At 66.6% G+C, this 16,565-nt stretch carries 11 protein-coding genes; 1 reads left to right on the top strand and 10 read right to left on the bottom strand.

Annotated elements, in window-relative coordinates:
- Window positions 1–13: 13 nt before the first annotated feature.
- The 6 genes from NS355_RS06650 to NS355_RS06625 form a co-directional block, all read right to left on the bottom strand.
- Window positions 14–589, bottom strand: a complete 576-nt coding sequence (locus NS355_RS06650; RefSeq protein WP_345938796.1) for a GspH/FimT family pseudopilin — start codon at window positions 587–589, stop codon at window positions 14–16.
- Entirely contained in the window at window positions 586–1,041 is a 456-nt protein-coding gene (gene gspG / locus NS355_RS06645; RefSeq protein WP_084787620.1) for a type II secretion system major pseudopilin GspG, read from the bottom strand. The genes NS355_RS06650 and gspG overlap by 4 nt, the downstream gene beginning before the upstream one ends.
- A gap of 17 nt (window positions 1,042–1,058) precedes the next feature.
- Window positions 1,059–2,282, bottom strand: a complete 1,224-nt coding sequence (gene gspF / locus NS355_RS06640) for a type II secretion system inner membrane protein GspF (protein ID WP_058744990.1) — start codon at window positions 2,280–2,282, stop codon at window positions 1,059–1,061.
- 411 nt (window positions 2,283–2,693) lie between these two features.
- The gene (gene gspE / locus NS355_RS06635; RefSeq protein WP_084787618.1) at window positions 2,694–4,169 is read right to left on the bottom strand and encodes a type II secretion system ATPase GspE; all 1,476 of its coding nucleotides are present in this window, start codon (window positions 4,167–4,169) and stop codon (window positions 2,694–2,696) included.
- A 121-nt stretch (window positions 4,170–4,290) separates the two neighbouring features.
- The gene (gene gspD / locus NS355_RS06630) at window positions 4,291–6,516 is read right to left on the bottom strand and encodes a type II secretion system secretin GspD (protein ID WP_058744989.1); all 2,226 of its coding nucleotides are present in this window, start codon (window positions 6,514–6,516) and stop codon (window positions 4,291–4,293) included.
- The gene (locus NS355_RS06625) at window positions 6,513–7,358 is read right to left on the bottom strand and encodes a type II secretion system protein N (protein ID WP_058744988.1); all 846 of its coding nucleotides are present in this window, start codon (window positions 7,356–7,358) and stop codon (window positions 6,513–6,515) included. The genes gspD and NS355_RS06625 overlap by 4 nt, the downstream gene beginning before the upstream one ends.
- 131 nt (window positions 7,359–7,489) lie before the next feature.
- Between NS355_RS06625 and NS355_RS06620 the strand changes: the two genes are divergently transcribed.
- A complete protein-coding gene (locus NS355_RS06620) occupies window positions 7,490–8,161 on the top strand; it encodes a prolyl hydroxylase family protein (RefSeq protein ID WP_058744987.1) in 672 nt (223 codons plus the stop codon).
- Window positions 8,162–8,399: 238 nt separating this feature from the next.
- On the opposite strand, the gene NS355_RS06615 is transcribed toward NS355_RS06620, so the two are convergent.
- The 4 genes from NS355_RS06615 to NS355_RS06605 form a co-directional block, all read right to left on the bottom strand.
- A complete protein-coding gene (locus NS355_RS06615; RefSeq protein ID WP_058744986.1) occupies window positions 8,400–11,240 on the bottom strand; it encodes a TonB-dependent receptor domain-containing protein in 2,841 nt (946 codons plus the stop codon).
- 108 nt (window positions 11,241–11,348) lie between these two features.
- Window positions 11,349–12,995, bottom strand: a complete 1,647-nt coding sequence (locus NS355_RS06610) for a hypothetical protein (RefSeq protein ID WP_058744985.1) — start codon at window positions 12,993–12,995, stop codon at window positions 11,349–11,351.
- Window positions 12,996–13,365: 370 nt separating this feature from the next.
- Window positions 13,366–13,527: a hypothetical protein gene (locus NS355_RS18950; RefSeq protein WP_167345417.1), complete on the bottom strand. Its 162-nt coding sequence runs from the start codon at window positions 13,525–13,527 to the stop codon at window positions 13,366–13,368.
- 537 nt (window positions 13,528–14,064) lie between these two features.
- The gene (locus tag NS355_RS06605) at window positions 14,065–16,470 is read right to left on the bottom strand and encodes a TonB-dependent receptor (RefSeq protein WP_058744984.1); all 2,406 of its coding nucleotides are present in this window, start codon (window positions 16,468–16,470) and stop codon (window positions 14,065–14,067) included.
- Window positions 16,471–16,565 lie beyond the last annotated feature (95 nt).

The following is a 16,565-nucleotide window of genomic DNA, read 5'->3' as shown; positions in this document are numbered from 1 at the left end:
AAGGGGGGTGCCCTCACCCATCGACACGCACCGTGCCGTCCGCACCGATCCGCACGATGCTGCTCGCGCGCTCGCGGGTCAGGCGCAGTTCGACCGGGCGGTCGGCGAGCCCCGTCACGTCGAAGGTGATCCGCACCCGGCCGCTCGCATCGGGGATCATCGCCTGGGTGCCGTCCTCCCACTGGGCGACGCGCAGGGGCTTGGCGGTCATCGGGGTCCAGGCACCGTCCGCCCGCCGATCGAAGCCATAGCCGCCGCGCGTGACCCAGATGCTGATCGGCGACGCCTCGACCACCGCCACGTCATGCGCGGCGCGGACGCGGGCGGCGAATTTCAGCGCCTCGTCGGTCACGCGGCCACGCCGGTCGGGCAGCGACAACGCCGCCACCGCCGAGGCCAGGCCGATCACGGTGATGACGATCATCAGTTCGACCAGGGTGAAGCCCCGCTCCCCCGCTCCGTTCGCACCGAGCGAAGTCGAAGTGCATGGGCTTCGCCTTCGCTCAGCCTGAACGGAGGTTGGAGAGAGTCCCTCAGGCAGGCCCCGCCCGCCGCCGTCCCCGGCATCCAGGCGCGCCCGAAACCTCACTTATCCCAGTTGCCGATATCCGCGTTGACGCCTTCGCCGCCTTCCTTGCCGTCGGCGCCGTACGTCCAGATATCCGCCTCGCCATGCTGGCCGGGAGAGGCATAGAGATACGGGCGACCCCAGGGATCGTCGGGCAGCTTCTTCAGATAGCCACCCTTTTGATAGCGCGACGGATCGGCAAGCCCGGCGGGCATCGACACCAGCGCGGGCAACCCCTGCGCCGTGGTCGGGAAAGTCAGGTTCTGGAGCTTGTACATCTCCAGCCCCGTCTCGATGTTCGCGATATCCGCCTTGGCCTTCTGAATCTTGGCCGTGTCGCCCGAGGGGAGCACGTTCAGCGCCACGATCGTCGCCAGCAGGCCGATGATGACGATGACGACCATGAGTTCCACGAGCGTGAAACCGTTCGCCGGGCGTTTGCGGCGAATCCGCCGTGGGGTGGGGGTACGCATCAACATGTCCTCTCGTCTCATTGACCCGCCAGCGTATTCAACTGGAGGATGGGCAGCAGGATGGATAGCACGATCGTCGCGACCACGCCGCCCATCACGACGATGATCGCGGGCTCCAGCAGCGACAGGGCGGTGGCGGTGAAGCGGTCGAACTCTCGCTCCAGATAATCGGCGGCGCGCTCCAGCATCTCGTCCAGCCGCCCCGCCGCCTCGCCGCTGGCGGCCAGATAGGTGAGCAGGGGCGGAAACACCCCGGCCCGCCGCATGGCGGCCGACAGGCTGCCGCCGCCCCGGATCGAATCGACGATGGCGTCGGACGCCACGCGCAGGCGGCGGTTGTGGATCGTCCCCGCCGTGAGCGTCAGCCCCTCCAGCAACGGCAACCGGCTCGCCACCATCGTCCCCAGCGTCCGCGCCATCCGCGCCGCGTGCAGATCGCGCAGCAACCGGCCCAGCAGCGGCAGCTTGAGCAGCCAGGTGTCGAAGGACAGCCGGATCGACGGCACCTTCAGCGCACGCCAGAAACCGACCCCCGCGATAACGACGATCCCCGCCATCAGCCACCACCAGCCGACCAGCAGGTCCGACACGGCGATGACCATGCGCGTCAGGAAGGGCAGCTCCTGCCCGACCGTATCGAACTGCTCGACCACCTGCGGCACGACGAACATCATCAGCGCGGTGACGACGCCCAGCGCGACGACCGCGAGGATCGTCGGATAGGCGAGTGCAGTGATCAGCTTGCCGCGAATCTCCGCCTGTCGTTCGAGCAAGGCCGCCAGCCGTTCGAGGATGGTCGGCAGCGTGCCCGAACTCTCGCCCGCCGCGACCATCGCGCGGTAGAGCGGCGGGAAGCTCTTCGGCTCGCGCGCCATCGCATCGGCCAGGCGACGGCCTTCGGTGACACCCTGATGCACCGTCGCGACGATCGCGCGCACCCGCTCTTGCTCGGTCTGGCGGGTGATGGTGCGCAGGGACTCCTCCAGCGGCGAGACGCGGTTGAGCGTAGCGAGCTGGCGGGTGAACAGCGTCAGCTGCTTGACCGACATGCGCGCGCGGCCCAGCTTCAGCCCGAAGAGCGGCCGCCGCTCGGCCGTGTCGCCGCTGCCCGGCTTGACCGAGACGACATAAAGCCGCTGCTTCTCCAGCGCGGCACGGGCGGCCTCGCCGGTCTCAGCCGGGATGAAGCCGCGCTTCTCCACACCCTTGGTATCGATGGCGACATAGTCGAACCCGGCCATGTCAGCGCCTTGCCCCATCAACGGGCACCACCCCGGCGAAGGCCGGGGTCCAGTCGCGATGCCGATTCATAAGCGGGGTATCGGAGGGAAAGTTTTTCTCACGCGGAGACGCGGAGACGCAGAGAAGAAGGGAGTGTTCGCGCAGAGGCGCGGAGGGCGCAGAGATGACTTGTGCGCGGCAGCGCACTGCATCTGTAACGGGCCAAGGCAAGAGGGCCGCTGGCGCGGCGGGTACGCCCCCTCTGCGTCCTCTGCGCCTCTGCGCGAACTCATTTTCTCTCCGCGTCTCCGCGTCTCCGCGTGAACTCATGACCTTCGGACGGCCGTCCATTCCCAACCACAAACGGCATGGCAACTGGCCCCTGTCCTTCGCCGGGGTGGTGCGGTATGTGGAGCGGGAACGCACCACCCTCACCCCGCGTCGGAGTCGCGGCGGGACACGCGGATGGCTTCCTCCGCCGTGGTCACGCCGTCCAGCACCAGCGTCCGCGCCACCGCCGCCAGCGGCTGTTGCTTGGCAAAGGCGTGCGCGGCGATCGCCTGTTCGTCGCCGCCTTCGTTGATCAGCCGCCGGATGGTGTCGTCGACGCGCACCGCTTCATAGACGCCGGTCCGCCCCTTATAGCCGCTGCCGTTGCATTGCGGACAGCCGACCGCCTCGTACACGGTGGCATGGACATCGATGCCGAGCAGCGGCGCGACGGTTTCCTTTGCCTCGACCGGGCGCCGGCACGCCGGGCACAGTCGCCGCACCAGCCGCTGCGCGATCACGGCGCGCAAGGTCGAGGCGAGCAGGAACGGCTCGACCTTCATGTCGCGCATCCGGGTGATCGCACCCACCGCGTCGTTGGTGTGGACGGTCGACAGCACGAGGTGCCCGGTCAGCGAGGCCTGCACCGCGATCTCGGCCGTTTCGCGGTCGCGGATTTCGCCGACCATCACCACGTCCGGGTCCTGGCGCAGGATCGCGCGCAAGCCCGCCGCGAAGGTCAGGCCGACCTTGGCGTTGACCTGGGTCTGTCCCACCCCCTCGACCGCATATTCGACCGGGTCCTCGACGGTCAGGATGTTGCGGCTGCCATCGTTCAGCAGGCGCAGCGCCGCGTACAGACTGGTCGTCTTGCCCGAACCGGTCGGCCCGGTGACCAGGATGATGCCGTTGGGTTCGCTCAGCGCCTCGCGCAGCAGCGCATACATCGCCGGGTTCATTCCCAGCGCGTCGAGGTCGATGCCCGCATTCTCCTTGTCGAGAATACGCAGCACCACGCGCTCCCCCGCCCGGCTGGGCAGCGTCGACACGCGGACGTCGAGCAGCTTGCCGCCCAGGGTCAGCGCCATGCGCCCGTCCTGCGGCACGCGCCGCTCGGCGATGTCGAGCCGGGCCATGACCTTGATACGGCTGACCACCACCGGCGCGACATGCGGCGGCATGCGCAGCGTCTCGCGCAGGACACCGTCGATGCGCATCCGAACGACGAGGCCCGTTTCATAGGGCTCGATGTGAATGTCCGACACGCCGTTGCGCGCGGCGTCGGCGATGATGCCGTTGATGAGCCGGATGGCGGGCGCATCATCGGCGGTGTCGAGCAGATCCTCAGCGGTCGGGATGCCGTCGGCCAGCATGTCCAGCTCGTCGCCCATGCCGACCGCCGCGATCGCGGTCGCCTGTCCGTCCATCGCATAGGCGTCGGACAGCAGACGGTCGAAGGCGGGGCCTTCCACGCGCGCGATGGCGAAGGGGCGGCCGATATGGCGGCGCAGCTCGATCAGCGCGCGCGGGTCCGCACCTTCGCGAAGCGCGATGGTCAGCGGGTCTGCGGTGTGGACGACCGTGCCGAACTTGCGGGCGAAGGCGTAGGGGATGGTCAGCGGAGCGACCAGTTCCAGCGCTTCGTCGGGCGTGGGGAGCGGGAGAGCGTGCGGCCCTCCCCCATCCCCTTCCGCCTGCGGGAGGGGCGTGCCCAGCGGCAGGGGGACGGTGTCGCCCGTGGGGAGGGGCTGCGCGTCGTCAGTCACGGCGCTTGATCGGTTCGACCGACTTGGCGACGGGGACGGCGATGCGCGGGTCCTCGATATTGCCGGGCATCGGTGCGTGCGGGATCGGCGGCGCCGCGTTCATGTAATCGCGGACCAGCTCGTCGATCGACGGCTCGACGCCGGGCTGGGCATAGCCCTGAAGCTGACGGAGATAGCCATAACGCTGTTCGGTGACGCGGCGGCTGTCCTCGGGCGTGCGCAGGATCGTCGGGCGGATGAAGACCATCAGGTTCGTCTTCGACCGGCTGCGCGCCTTGGAGCGGAACAGCGCGCCCAGACCCGGAATGTCGCCGAGCAGCGGAATCTTCTCGATCGTGCGGCGCTCGTTATCGTCGAGCAGACCGCCGATGACGGTGATCTGGCCGTCATCGGGGGTGAAGACATTCTCGAACGCGCGCTTGTTGAGGATCAACTCGCTGTTGTTGCTCGACACCGGCCCGGCGATCGAGCTGACCTCGAGGCGGACATAGAGTTTCAGCGAGCCGCCCGCATTGACCTGCGGCTTCACGTCCAGCTGGATGCCGACATTCTGGCGCTGCACGGTGCGGAAGGCATTGTCGAAATTGGGCGACAGTGCCTGGCCGGTCGTGATCGGGATTTCCTGGCCCACCAGGCTGTGCGCCTGCTGGTTGTCCAGCGTGATGATGTGCGGCACCTGGAGCAGGTTGGAGGTGGTGTCGCTCTTCACCGCGTTGATGATCGCGCCGAACACCGTGTCGCCGATCTTGCCACCCCAGCCCGCAAAGCCGCCCGTCGTGCCCAGGATCGACTGCACCGCCGACTGGGTGAGCTGGCTATAGGCCTGGTTGGGGACATTGGTCGTGGTGCGGGTGCCGTCGGGGGCGACGACGGTCGTCGTCGTGCCGCCGATCGTGTTCGCGCCCACCGCGCCCGCGATCTGCAGGATGTTGGGCGCGGTATTCCCATAGGTCGAGGCGGCGAACGCGCCCCCCGACAGGCTGCCGATCAGGAACTGCGCACCCAGCCGCCGAGCGGTCTGGTCGGAGACTTCGGCGACGATCGCCTCGATCAGCACCTGCTCACGGCGCACGTCGAGCTGGCGGATGACCTCGCCGATCTGGCGCTGGATATCCGCAGGCCCGGCGATGACGATCGCATTCGCACCGGTGAAGCGGGTGACGACCGCCGCGGTCCGGCCGCCTTGCGTGCTGATCGCGGGTTGCTGGCCGTTCTGGCCGCCCGCACCGGGTGCACTCGCAGCCTGGGGCTGGGCGACCGGCTGGATACGCTGGGCGATGGACGTGCCCGCAGCTGAGCCTGCCTGCGCATTGGTCTGGGTGAAGCTGCCGCGCGACAGGGTGGTTTCCTGCACCGGATCGGGCGTCTGCCCGACCAGCTGCTGAAGCACGGGCAGAAGCTGCTCGGCATCGGCGTTTTCGAGGAAAACGACGCGGATTTCGGTGCCGCTCTTCGCCTTGTTGTCCAGATCGATCGCGATCTGGGCAAAGCGCGCCACGCTCGACGGATCGCCGCGCAGTGCGATCGAATTGGAGCTGTCGATGGCGACGACCGATACGCCGGTCGATCCTTGCGCGGGGGCACCGCCCTGCCCCGCGCCGCCTCCGCCGCCCGCCAGCGTCTGCAGCGCGGTCGCGATCTCGCGCGCACCCGCATTGCGCAGCGCGATGACGCGGGTCGAGGCATTGTCGGCGTCGATCCGGCGGACGACCTCGCGGATGCGGCGGATATTGTCGGCGAAGTCGACCACGACCAGGCTGTTGCCCGCCCGGTTGGCCGTCACCGACCCTTGCGCGCTGACCAGCGGACGCACCGTTTCCAGTGCGCTGTTCGCGTCGATCGCGCGGAGGCGGATGATCTCGGTGACATAGGCGTTGCGGTTCGCGCCCGCCGATCCGATCCGGCTCGGCTGCGACGCGGCATTGTCCACCGGCTGCACCCGGAACGCCCCGCCCGAGGTCGGCACCGCGACCAGCCCGTTGGAGCGGAGCGTCGACAGGAAAATCTCGAAATATTCGGATCTGGACAGCGGCCGGTCGGTCACGACCGTCACCTTGCCGTTGACCCGGCTGTCGATGATGAAGGTGCGCCCCGTCACCTTGGCGGCATCGGCGATGAAGGCGCGGATATCGGCATCACGAACGTTGAGCGTGGTCTGGGCATGTGCGCCCGCCGCCAATGCCAGCGCCAGAACCGAACCGAGGACGAGCTTCTTCATGGCCGTGGTGCCGCAATCTGAAGGGAGAGCGGCAGCGTCTGATCGCCCCGCTCGACCGTGATGGAAAGAGAACCGCCCTGTGCGAAATCCGCCGCAAGACGGTCAAGATCGCCCGGCCCCGTCACCGGACGCCCGCCGAGCGCGGTGACGATATCGCCCTCGCGCAGGCCTGCCGCACGGAACGCCGCGCCCGAGCCCATCGGCCGGACGACCAGCCCCGAGACGCGCCCGCCGTCGAGCCGGGGAATGAAGCCGATGTCGCTGCGCAACTGGCCGATCGCCACGCCGCCGGCCGGAGGCACCGATCCGGGCGCTTGCACGGGCGGCGCGCCGGAAGCAGGTACGCCGGCGGCGGCGGCTGGCGGCGCATCGGACTGGTCGAGATACAGGTCCTCGGTCGCACCGCCGCGGTCGATGGTGATATGATCGAAGGCCACCGCCTTCAGCGTGACGCCGGGCTGGATCTCCTCCCCGACCGACACCGAGCGTTGCACCCCGTCCGGCCCGGCCAGGATCGCCGAGCCGCGCCCCGAAGCCTCGTCCAGCCGGGTGCCGAACAGCGTCAGTTGCAGCGTGGTGACGGCGGCGGGCGCGGCCTGCTGCCCCTGCAGGCGGAAGAACGGGTCGAAGCCTTCGAGGATCGCGGCGGGAGAGCCCGCGATGGCGGGGGCCAGCGGCCGCCATTCGCCCAGCGGCGAGACGGGGGTGACGATGACCCATAGCAGCCGTGCGCCCTGAACGGCGAGGACCGCCATCAGCGCCAGCTCGGCCACCGAATAGACATTCACGACCGGCAGGCGTCGCAACCAGCGACGTCCGCGCGCGTCGAGCCTCAACCGCATGAAACCCACCCCGTACGCATTTTCGGGCTCTAGGCATGGCATGTTACAGCACGGCGTCAAAGCCCTGAAACATGTTGGTCATATCGGTTTCACGCAGACGACAGGTTGGGGCGACAGGATGGGAGAGCCGGATGCAAGCCTTGAACGATGACGTGCCCGGGCTGGGCAATGGCCTGGATCAGACCCCGATCATCGCGCGGCTGACCGCGACTCCGGGTGTCCAGCGGCTGCCCAATCCAAAGCTGACGCTGTTCATGAAGCGCGACGTGCTGCCGCCCGAACTGTGCGCGGCGCTGATCGCGCGAATCGATGCGGTGCGCCGCCCCTCGACCATCGCCGATGCCAATGGCGACCATGCCTATCGCACCAGCGAGACGGGCGATCTGCCCGCCGACGATCCGGCGGTGATCGACACCGAACGCCGCATCGCGATTCTGACCGGCCTGTCGGGCGAATATGGCGAGCCGATCCAGGGGCAGCGTTATGCCGTCGGCCAGGAATTCAAGCAGCATACCGATTATTTCGAGCCCCGGGGGGTGGACTATCACCGCTATTGCGCGCTGTCGGGCAACCGGACCTGGACGGTGATGCTGTACCTGAACACGCCGGAAGCGGGCGGCGCGACGCGGTTCAAGGTGGTGGACAAGATGATCCAGCCCGAACCCGGCAAGATGGTCGCCTGGAGCAACCGGCGCGCGGACGGCTCGACCAATGCCGCCACCCTGCATCAGGCGATGAAGGTGCGGGCGGGCGTGAAATACGTCATCACCAAATGGTATCGGGAGTTGCCGTGGCGGGGGTGACTATCCCCTGTCTTCACCCCCCGTTCGCCCTGAGCGTAGTTGAAGGGCGCGCCACGCGCGCGGCAAGGGCACCCCTTGGCCTTCAACTTTGCTCAGGCTGAACGGAGGTGAGAGAGTATTCCCTTCAGCCGTTCAGGCTGAGCGAAGTCGAAGCCCACGCCCCCACCTCTCCCCAAAACGCAAAAAGGCCGCCGCCCGGCTCTTCCGGACGACGGCCCCTTCACAGTTTCGGCGGGGATCAGAAGGTCGTGCTGATCCCCAGCGAGAATATGCGGCCCAGATTATACCGGTTCAGATAGACGAACCGGCCATTCCCGAAGTCCTGCCGCTCGTTGTAGCGCGTGCGGGTCAGGTTGCGGGCCTCGGCCTTCAGCTCGAACTTGCCGCCCATCAGCTCGAAGCCCTGGCGCGCCACGAGGTCGAGGCGGATGCCCGGCACTTCGACGATGTCGGGCTGGAAGCCCGTGCCCGACAGGTTCGACGGACCGCGATTGGTCACGCGGTTGCTGGCATAGTTGAACAGCAGCGTGATCTGCGACAGTGCGGCCGTGTCCTCCATACCCAGTTGCAGATTGACCAGATGGTCCGACTGGCCGGTCAGCGACGCGCCGTCGCGGAACAGCAGCCGCGCCGGACCGAAGCCCGAGGCGCAGCCCGCCAGCCCCGGCGAGCCTTGCGCCGCCGCCGGGTTGGGCACGCAGGAGGCGTCCGCATTGATCTGCGACTTGGTGTAGGTGTAGTTCGCGATCGCGACGAGGCGGCGCGTGGCGAAGAAGTCGCCGCCGATCCCGGCCAGCGGCACGTACTTCTGCAACTCGACTTCCGCGCCATAGAGCGTCGCCGAGGGCAGATAGGTAAAGCCCGTCTGCAAGCGGTCGTCCGCGCCGGTGTAGAAGCCGACCTGCTCGATCGGGTTCTTGATCCGCTTGTAGAAGCCCGCCAGCGTGAAGCGCTGGTCGCGCGCGTAGAACCATTCGTAGCGCGCTTCGAGGTTCCACAGCTCACTGTCGCGCAGGTTCGGATTGCCGAAGAACAGGCGGTCCGAGTCCGGGTCGCGGAACTGCTGGGGCGCCAACTCGCGGAACTGCGGGCGTGAGATCGTCTTGGCGCCGCTCGCGCGCAGCTGCATGTCGGCGGCGAAATTCCAGGTCAGCGTGCCGGCGGGCAGGAAGTAATCGTTCTTCAGCCGCGTCGTCGCGCTCTGCACCGGCGTGACCGTCTCGACCGCCGTCTCGTAGCGGACACCCGCCACCGCGCGCAGGCCGTTGGCGACCTCCGCCTCGGCCTGGACGTAACCGGCATGGACGTTCAGCTTGGCGTCGTACGCATAGGCACCGGCTTGCGTCGAGAATTGCAGCTGGAGCGTACAGGCCCCCTGCCCGCGCAACGGACAGGCATTGTTGATGACGCCCGGGCTCAGCAGATAGTCGGGGCGGTACAGATTATAGGGGAAGCCCGGCGCGGTGCCCGCACCGTCGCTGGTCTGGTAGTTGAACTGGATACGGCTCGAATAGCGGTCCGTGCCCTGGTAGAAATAGCCGGTGCTCAACGTGATCGGGCGATCGCCGTCGATCTTGTAGGAAAGATCGGCCTGGCCGGTATATAGATTCTCGTTCAATTCCGAGAAGATGATCGAGGCGAAGGGGGTGAAGCGCTGCGTCACCTGATAGGCGCCGTTGCACTGAAACCCGCCCGCGCCGTTGCCGCCGTCATAGTTGATCGGCAGGCCCGTGGTGGTGCGGTTCGAGCAGAGATAGTCGAACTGACGCTCATAGGGCGCGTTGCGCTTCGAATTGGCGAAGGCGCCGCGCGCGTCGAACTTCAGCGCGTCGGTCAGCTTGAACTCACCGACCAGCTGGCTTTCGATCAGCTGACGCTCGAACCAGTTGGTGTTCTGCTGGAAACGCAGGCCGCTGGCATTGTTGTAGACCTCGGCCGCCGATCCGCGCCCTTGCTTCAGCGTGTCGTGGATATAGACATTGGTCCAGCGCACCGTGTTGTCGCCGAACTCATAGCCCAGGCCGACCAGCGCGTTGGCGACGATGCGGTTGTCGGTCAGCAGCGTGCGGAAATCGTTGCGGATCGTGCCGTCCGCCGACACCGAGTCCTGCTGGATCGCCGAGCGCGTGCGGAAGGTGTTGGACAGGCTGAGCGACGAGATCACGCCCAGGCGGTCGCTGCCGATGTCGAACACCGAACCCGCCGACAACTCGCCCGACAGATTGGCGGGCAGCTGATTGTTGCGCTGGAGCAGGGTGGTCGAGGCGTTGGACAGCCGGGCCACCTGCGCGGCGGGAACGATACCCGAACCCTTGCCCGCCTGCACGTCGCGAACGAACTGCGGCACGCCGCGCGTGCCGTCGTCGAAGCCCAGCCAGTCGGCCTTGCCGCCCGCATAGGTATAGCCCAGCTCGCTGGTCGTCGCATCGTCGGCCGCGACGGTGAAGCCGCCCGAGATGAAGTTCTTCGCCGGGATCGCCTTGGTCGTCAGGTTGATGACGCCGCCGCCGAACTCGCCGGGATAATTGACCGAATAGGTCTTCTGGACCAGCGCCGAGCCGACGATGGTGGTCGGGAAGATGTCGAGCGGAACCGAACGGCGCAGCGGCTCGGGGCTGGGCAAGGGCGAGCCGTTGAGCAGCGACGAGGAGTAACGGTCGCCTAGACCCCGGACATAGACGAACCCGCCGCCCACGACCGACAGGCCGGTCACGCGGGTCAGCGCGCCCGCAATGTCGCCCTCACCCGTGCGCGCGATGTCGGCGGCCGACAGGACCGAGACGATCTGCGGCGTGGCGCGGATGGTGTTGGGGATGTTGCGGCCAACCACGACGATCTCGTTGCCCGCCGTGGCATCCATGCCGGGGGCGGAGATTTCGACCGGCTCTTCCGCCGCCTGGCCGTCCTGGCCGGTCGGGGTCTGGCTCTGTGGGGTGGCCTGCCCGTCGGGGCTGGTCGCGGTGGTGCTGGTCTGCGCCGGAGCTGGTGTCGCCCCGCCCGCCGTCTGCGCCAGCAGGGCGGGCGCGACGAGTTGCGAGGTCAGCAGAAGGAGCGTGGCATAAGCGAGGCGTCGCTGCATGGCCGGGTCTTTCCGTATCAGATATGGAGGAAAGCCGGGGCGGCGATGTTCGCCACCCCGGCCTGCCGAGAGCGTCCGAACGGTGCCGGACGCATGGTCAGCGGGGCCTTAGCGGCCGTTGCAGCTGAAATAGACCGAGGTGAAGACCGGCGGGCCGGCTTCCTGCGGTCCGTTATTGTCCGTCGGGCCACGTCCCGCCGCGCGGATCGTGGTGCGATCCTCGCCCGAACCGGCACCCGCGACCAGGTTGACGCAGGCGACGTTCGTCGGCGCCTTCACGATGCCGTTGACGAAGGTCATGTCGGCACCGCCACGCAGACGGATCGCGGCGGGCGCCAGCGCGGTCTGGATGAAGGTGAAGTTGGCATAGCGACCGAAGGTACGCGGCAGCAGCTCTTCTGCGTTGTTCGAGTCGATCTCGGTCGAGAAGCTGTCGGCCGTCGCGCCGAGCGTGCGCTGCGCCGCGATCAGGAACTGCATGAAGCCGCGATAGCCATTGTCGATGTCGAAGCCGTCATCGTCCGCGCCGGTGATCGCGATATACTTCAGGTTCGACGTGCCGCCGAATATCTCGATGCCGTCATCGGCCGAATTGTGGCTCTGGATATGATCCAGGACCGTGCCCGAACCGGTGCCGCCCAGGGTGAGGCCCTGAAGCTCGTTGCCGTCCGAGATGGCGATGCCCGAATAGCGGATCTGGACATAGGACATCTGGCCCGACGAGTCGGTCGTGTTCGCACCGCCGTAGAAGCGCCCCGTGACGCCCTCGATCGCCAGCTGGCAGGTGGTCGAGGAACCGGCGGCGTTGTTCGGGCCGGTGCCGGTGGCGCAGACGGCGGTCGGCGCGCGGCCGAGCAGGATGATGCCGCCCCACTGGCCCTGGGTCGCGTCGGACACGCCGTTGCTCACCAGGTTCTGCTGCGAGGTGAAGATGATCGGCGCGTCGCGGGTGCCGACCGCCGAAATCTTCGAGCCGCGATTGACGAGCAGCAGGTCGTTGGTCGCCTCCGACGAGTCCGCCGCGATCACGACGCCCGGCGCGATGGTCAGCGTGACGCCCGCGCCGCCGGTCGAACCCAGGTCGGAGCCGACTTCGGTCTGGCCGCGCAGGCGGTACACGACGCCCGCGATCTTCGGCAGCGTCAGGTCGGCGGTGATGGTCTGCGGCAGGCGGCAGTAGCGGAGCGTCGGCGAGGACGAGCTGTTGGTGCCGTCATCGGTGGTGCCGGTCGGGCAGACCGAGGTCGCCGCGGCATAGGTGCCGATCGAGGGCACCGCGGTGCAGCGCGCGCCCGAACCGCCGAATTCGGCCGAGGTCGAGTTGCAGGTCCAGCCCTGGAAAGCGGTGTCCGAAGGACCGTTGAGCGCGCCGACATAGTTGGTCGAGGTGAAGAAGCTGTTCAGCGTCGACGGGTCGGTCGCGGTCACCAGCGAGGTGCTGCTGGTCGGGTAGATGCCGTTCAACGCGCCGCCGGTGCCGTTGACGTTGTTGTTCGTGCCTGCGTTGACGATCGCCAGCTGCTCATCGGCGGTGATCGACACGCCGTTGACCGTGGTGGTGGCGGCGAACTGCGCCGCGGTGATGTTGGCGGTCGGCGTCGGGGTCGGCGACGGGGCGGGCGTCGGCGTCGGCTGGACGATCACGATTTCGCCCGCGCCGGGCGAGGCGACGCTGTCGGCTCCGCCGCATGCGGAAAGGGCCGCACAGGCCGAGCTGGTCATGAGAATGAGGCCGAAGCGCTTGAAGCTGCCCATCGCCGAAAAACTCCCGATCTTATCGTTGCTAAGCCGGGCGAACGCCGCCCGATGACCGACGCAAAGACTAGTCCCCCTGCCGATCTCGTCCCGGGCGTTAGGCGCGTCTCATGACGCGAAGATGCATTTTGAAAGAAACTTCCGTGACATATTCGGGTCATTTTCATGACACCGGCACGCATCGGGCATGGTGGCCGTGATTCTTCCCGACGGCTTTATTTTTGCCCGGCGCAAAGGAAGGCGCAGCTTTTGTAACGAAAGCACGTTATTGGGCGTGCGAGGTCGAGCTTCCGCACGTCCTCGGCGCCCCGTTCAGGCACTGTGTCACTACGGAATGAGCGGGGCGTCCCTTTGCCCCGTTTTCGAGAATTCAGGTCAGCGACGATTTCCGCTTCGGCGCGTCCTGCCCCTCGGTGCTCGGCTGGCCGCGGTCGAGCGTATCGCGGGGACGCCGTGCATCCCCATCGCGCTGATGCTCGGTCGACAGATTGGGGTCACGGGTTTCGGTCGTCGGCTTGATCGGGTCGGCCATGATCGCTCTCCTATAAGAGAGCCAATGCGCGACGCGATATGCGTGTTCCGGGAAACCCCTGCCCTCAGCCCGCCAAGGGGCCGCCATGTGCGACACACGACGAAGCCGAGCCTATCCGGGGTCATCTACCGTTATGGGAAGACCTTGCCCCTTCTGTCGGGGCAATCGTCAGTCCGTGGCGGAGAGGGAGAGCTTACGCCGGCGCGCACCCAGCGAGATGCGGGCCGCTGCCCCGCCCGATACTCCAACTGATACGCTGCCATCTGCAGATACCCCTAGCGGCGATCCGCTTATGCCAAGCATGGGATAATTGACCCATAAAGCGACATTTGACGTCTGTTTCGCTTGCCCGAACTTCGGACATTCGTTCATCTCCGCATCAACGGTTTTGTCCAGCCGTCATAGGGCGGAAAGTGGGGCAAAGACGACTCTTCTGGCTAACACGCTTAACGAAGATTCGTACCAAGAGCCGATATTCGCCCACTTTTACGGGAACGCCTCGGGATTAGGATCGCAGGGCAGTGTATACAAGATTATCTACCATTTGGTTCGAAGGGTAAGTCCGTAGGTGCGGGGTTCACCCAGCGTGGCGGTGACAGCGCCCGTGTTGTTGGCGGCCAGGGACAGATAATATGCCGAGTTCGCTACGTTCCGCCCCCAGAACTGGATGTCGTATCGGCCATCATCGGCTCTGATACCGAACCGCAGGTTGACCAGCGCATAAGCCGGGATATCCGAATAGCGGCTGAGGCTGGCCGTGCTATTGGTCGCGGAGCGATAGCTATAGTCCGAGCCCGCATATACCTCGGCCTCATGCCCGAAATTGACGCCGAGAGGGGCGCGGAGAGGGGCGCGGACCTCACCCCCGGCCGAGGCGGCCCAGCGGGAGACGCCGGGCAGACGTTGCCCGCTCAGATCGCATAATGTCCGCCCCGTGATCTCGATCGGGCACGGTGCATTGGCATAGGAGATGTAGCGGGCATCGTCATAGGTGCCTGATCCATACACCGTCAGCCACCGTGTCGGCGCGGCGCGCAGGTCCGCCTCGATGCCGCGCGTACGTACCTTGGCGGCGTTGGTGAAGAAGCTCACGCCGTTGCGCTCCACATCGACGATCGTCGTCTGATAGTCTTTGACGTCGGTCCAGAAGGCCGCGACGTTCGCGGTGATCCGACCGTCCGCCCAGCTGGTCTTCGCGCCGACTTCATAACTGTCGATCGTCTCTGGACGGATGACGGGATTGGCGGCGAACTGGCCGGTGGTGGTGATGTTGGCCAGGTTCAGCCCGCCGAACTTGTTGCCCCGCGCATAAGTCGCATAGGCGAGCACAGGTGCTGCAACCCTCCAGGACAGCGTGGCTTGTCCTGACAGTCGCCCCGCCTCGGTGCGCGCGGTATAGAAATTCCTCACGCCATAACGCGCGCGAATCGCTTGGGCGGCCACCTGTTGCGCCGCCGTCAGCCCGGCCAGCGATGCGCCGGTGGCATCCTGATCGAAATAGCCGGACTTGGTTTCGTAGGTGTAGCGCAGGCCGGTCGTCAGATCGACGGCACCGGTGATATGCCAGATCGTCTGGGCGAAGGCGGCATAACTGTCGGTGACGGGGCGCGAATGGCTGACGACATTATAGTCGTTTAGAGCTGCGGCGCCGACGGCCGCGTTGGTGGTCGGGGGCAGAAACCAATCCGCCGCGCGACTGCCATAGCGATTGACCGCCTCCGCCTCGATCGACTGATAGAGATAATAGAGGCCTGCCACATAATCGACGCGGCGCGCGCCATTGGAGGCGATGCGCAGTTCCTGGCTGACCTGCCGCTGCTCGTTGCTCTGGTGGAAGTCAGCGCCTGCGTCGATGCTGGTGCCGTCGCCGTCATTATGGGGATACCAGTTCCAGGCGCGATAGGCCGTGACCGAGGTCAGCGTGGCGGGACCGATATCCCAGTCGGTGGTGACGTTCACCCCGTGCTGGTTCATCCGGTAGCGTGGATCGGCATCGGTGTCGGTCGTCCGCAGCGCCGGGTTCGCCGCGACCGGCGTATAGCCCAGCCGCGCGGATCGGTCGTAGTAATTGTTGGGGAACAGTGCGCCGTTGTCGTAATTCCGGATGGCCCCCAGCAGGATGCTACCGGCCGTGAAACTGTCCTGCCGCCCCCAATCGCCGATGATCCGCAGGGTCAGCCTGTCACTGGGCTTGTAGAGCAGCTGACCGCGCAGGTTCAGATCGTGAAAATCCTGGCCGTATCGTCCGTCGAAGCGATTGCGAGTAAAGCCGTCACGATCGGTCTTCGACACGAACAGCCGGGCCGCCAGTTGCTCGGTCAGTGGACCCGAGACATAGGCATGGAGCTGGCGGAAGTCGTAATTGCCCAGACTGGCATCCCCGCCCGCCTCCCAATCAAAGGTCGGTTGTCGCGTCGTGACCACCACCGCACCCGCCGAGGTGTTTTTGCCGAACAGCGTGCCCTGCGGCCCGCGCAGCACCTCGATGCGCTCCAGATCGGCAAGATCGAATACGGTCTGGCCCGGTCGCGCCAGATAGACGCCGTCCAGATAGACGCCCACCGCGGGCTCCAGTCCGTCATTGTAGACCGCGACATTGTTGCCCAGCCCGCGAATATTGATGCTGGTGTTACGGGGATTAGTGTTGGTGACGACCAGGCTCGGGGTCAGCTGTTGCAGGTCGCGCAGGTTGAAGGTCCGGGTCGACTCGATCTGCGCCGCGCCGAAGGCGTTGATGGCGATCGGCACGTCCTGGCTTTTTTCCGTCCGACGGCGTGCAGTGACCAGGACGTCCTCGCTCGCGCCGCTATCCGGGACCGAGGCAGCCGTTCCCCGGTCCTCTTCATTGGCTACCAGCGTCAGCTGCGCGGTGGCGGGCGCGGCCAGCATGACCGCCCCGGCGAGCCATAGAGCGCGGCGGCGGAGAGCTCTCGAAATTGGCATGGACATTCTTTCATGGCGGGGACGAACATGCGGCAGCGACCGCCCGCCTAGGGCTATGAAAGGACGTTCATGAAGCGAACGAAGTAATTCCTATC

Origin of the sequence: Sphingomonas yabuuchiae, from assembly GCF_001477495.1 — a bacterium.
Classification (GTDB): Bacteria; Pseudomonadota; Alphaproteobacteria; order Sphingomonadales; family Sphingomonadaceae; genus Sphingomonas; species Sphingomonas yabuuchiae_A.
This window is presented reverse-complemented; position numbering and strand designations above follow the sequence as displayed.

What these genes read in the sequence shown, in the direction of transcription:
- NS355_RS06625 (WP_058744988.1), bottom strand. Translation starts at nt 7,358, where the DNA reads ATGCGGTTGAGGCTCGACGCGCGCGGACGTCGCTGGTTGCGACGCCTG.
- gspF (WP_058744990.1), bottom strand. Translation starts at nt 2,282, where the DNA reads ATGGCCGGGTTCGACTATGTCGCCATCGATACCAAGGGTGTGGAGAAG.
- NS355_RS06615 (WP_058744986.1), bottom strand. Translation starts at nt 11,240, where the DNA reads ATGCAGCGACGCCTCGCTTATGCCACGCTCCTTCTGCTGACCTCGCAA.
- gspG (WP_084787620.1), bottom strand. Translation starts at nt 1,041, where the DNA reads ATGCGTACCCCCACCCCACGGCGGATTCGCCGCAAACGCCCGGCGAAC.
- gspD (WP_058744989.1), bottom strand. Translation starts at nt 6,516, where the DNA reads ATGAAGAAGCTCGTCCTCGGTTCGGTTCTGGCGCTGGCATTGGCGGCG.
- NS355_RS06610 (WP_058744985.1), bottom strand. Translation starts at nt 12,995, where the DNA reads ATGGGCAGCTTCAAGCGCTTCGGCCTCATTCTCATGACCAGCTCGGCC.
- NS355_RS18950 (WP_167345417.1), bottom strand. Translation starts at nt 13,527, where the DNA reads ATGGCCGACCCGATCAAGCCGACGACCGAAACCCGTGACCCCAATCTG.
- NS355_RS06605 (WP_058744984.1), bottom strand. Translation starts at nt 16,470, where the DNA reads ATGCCAATTTCGAGAGCTCTCCGCCGCCGCGCTCTATGGCTCGCCGGG.
- NS355_RS06620 (WP_058744987.1), top strand. Translation starts at nt 7,490, where the DNA reads ATGCAAGCCTTGAACGATGACGTGCCCGGGCTGGGCAATGGCCTGGAT.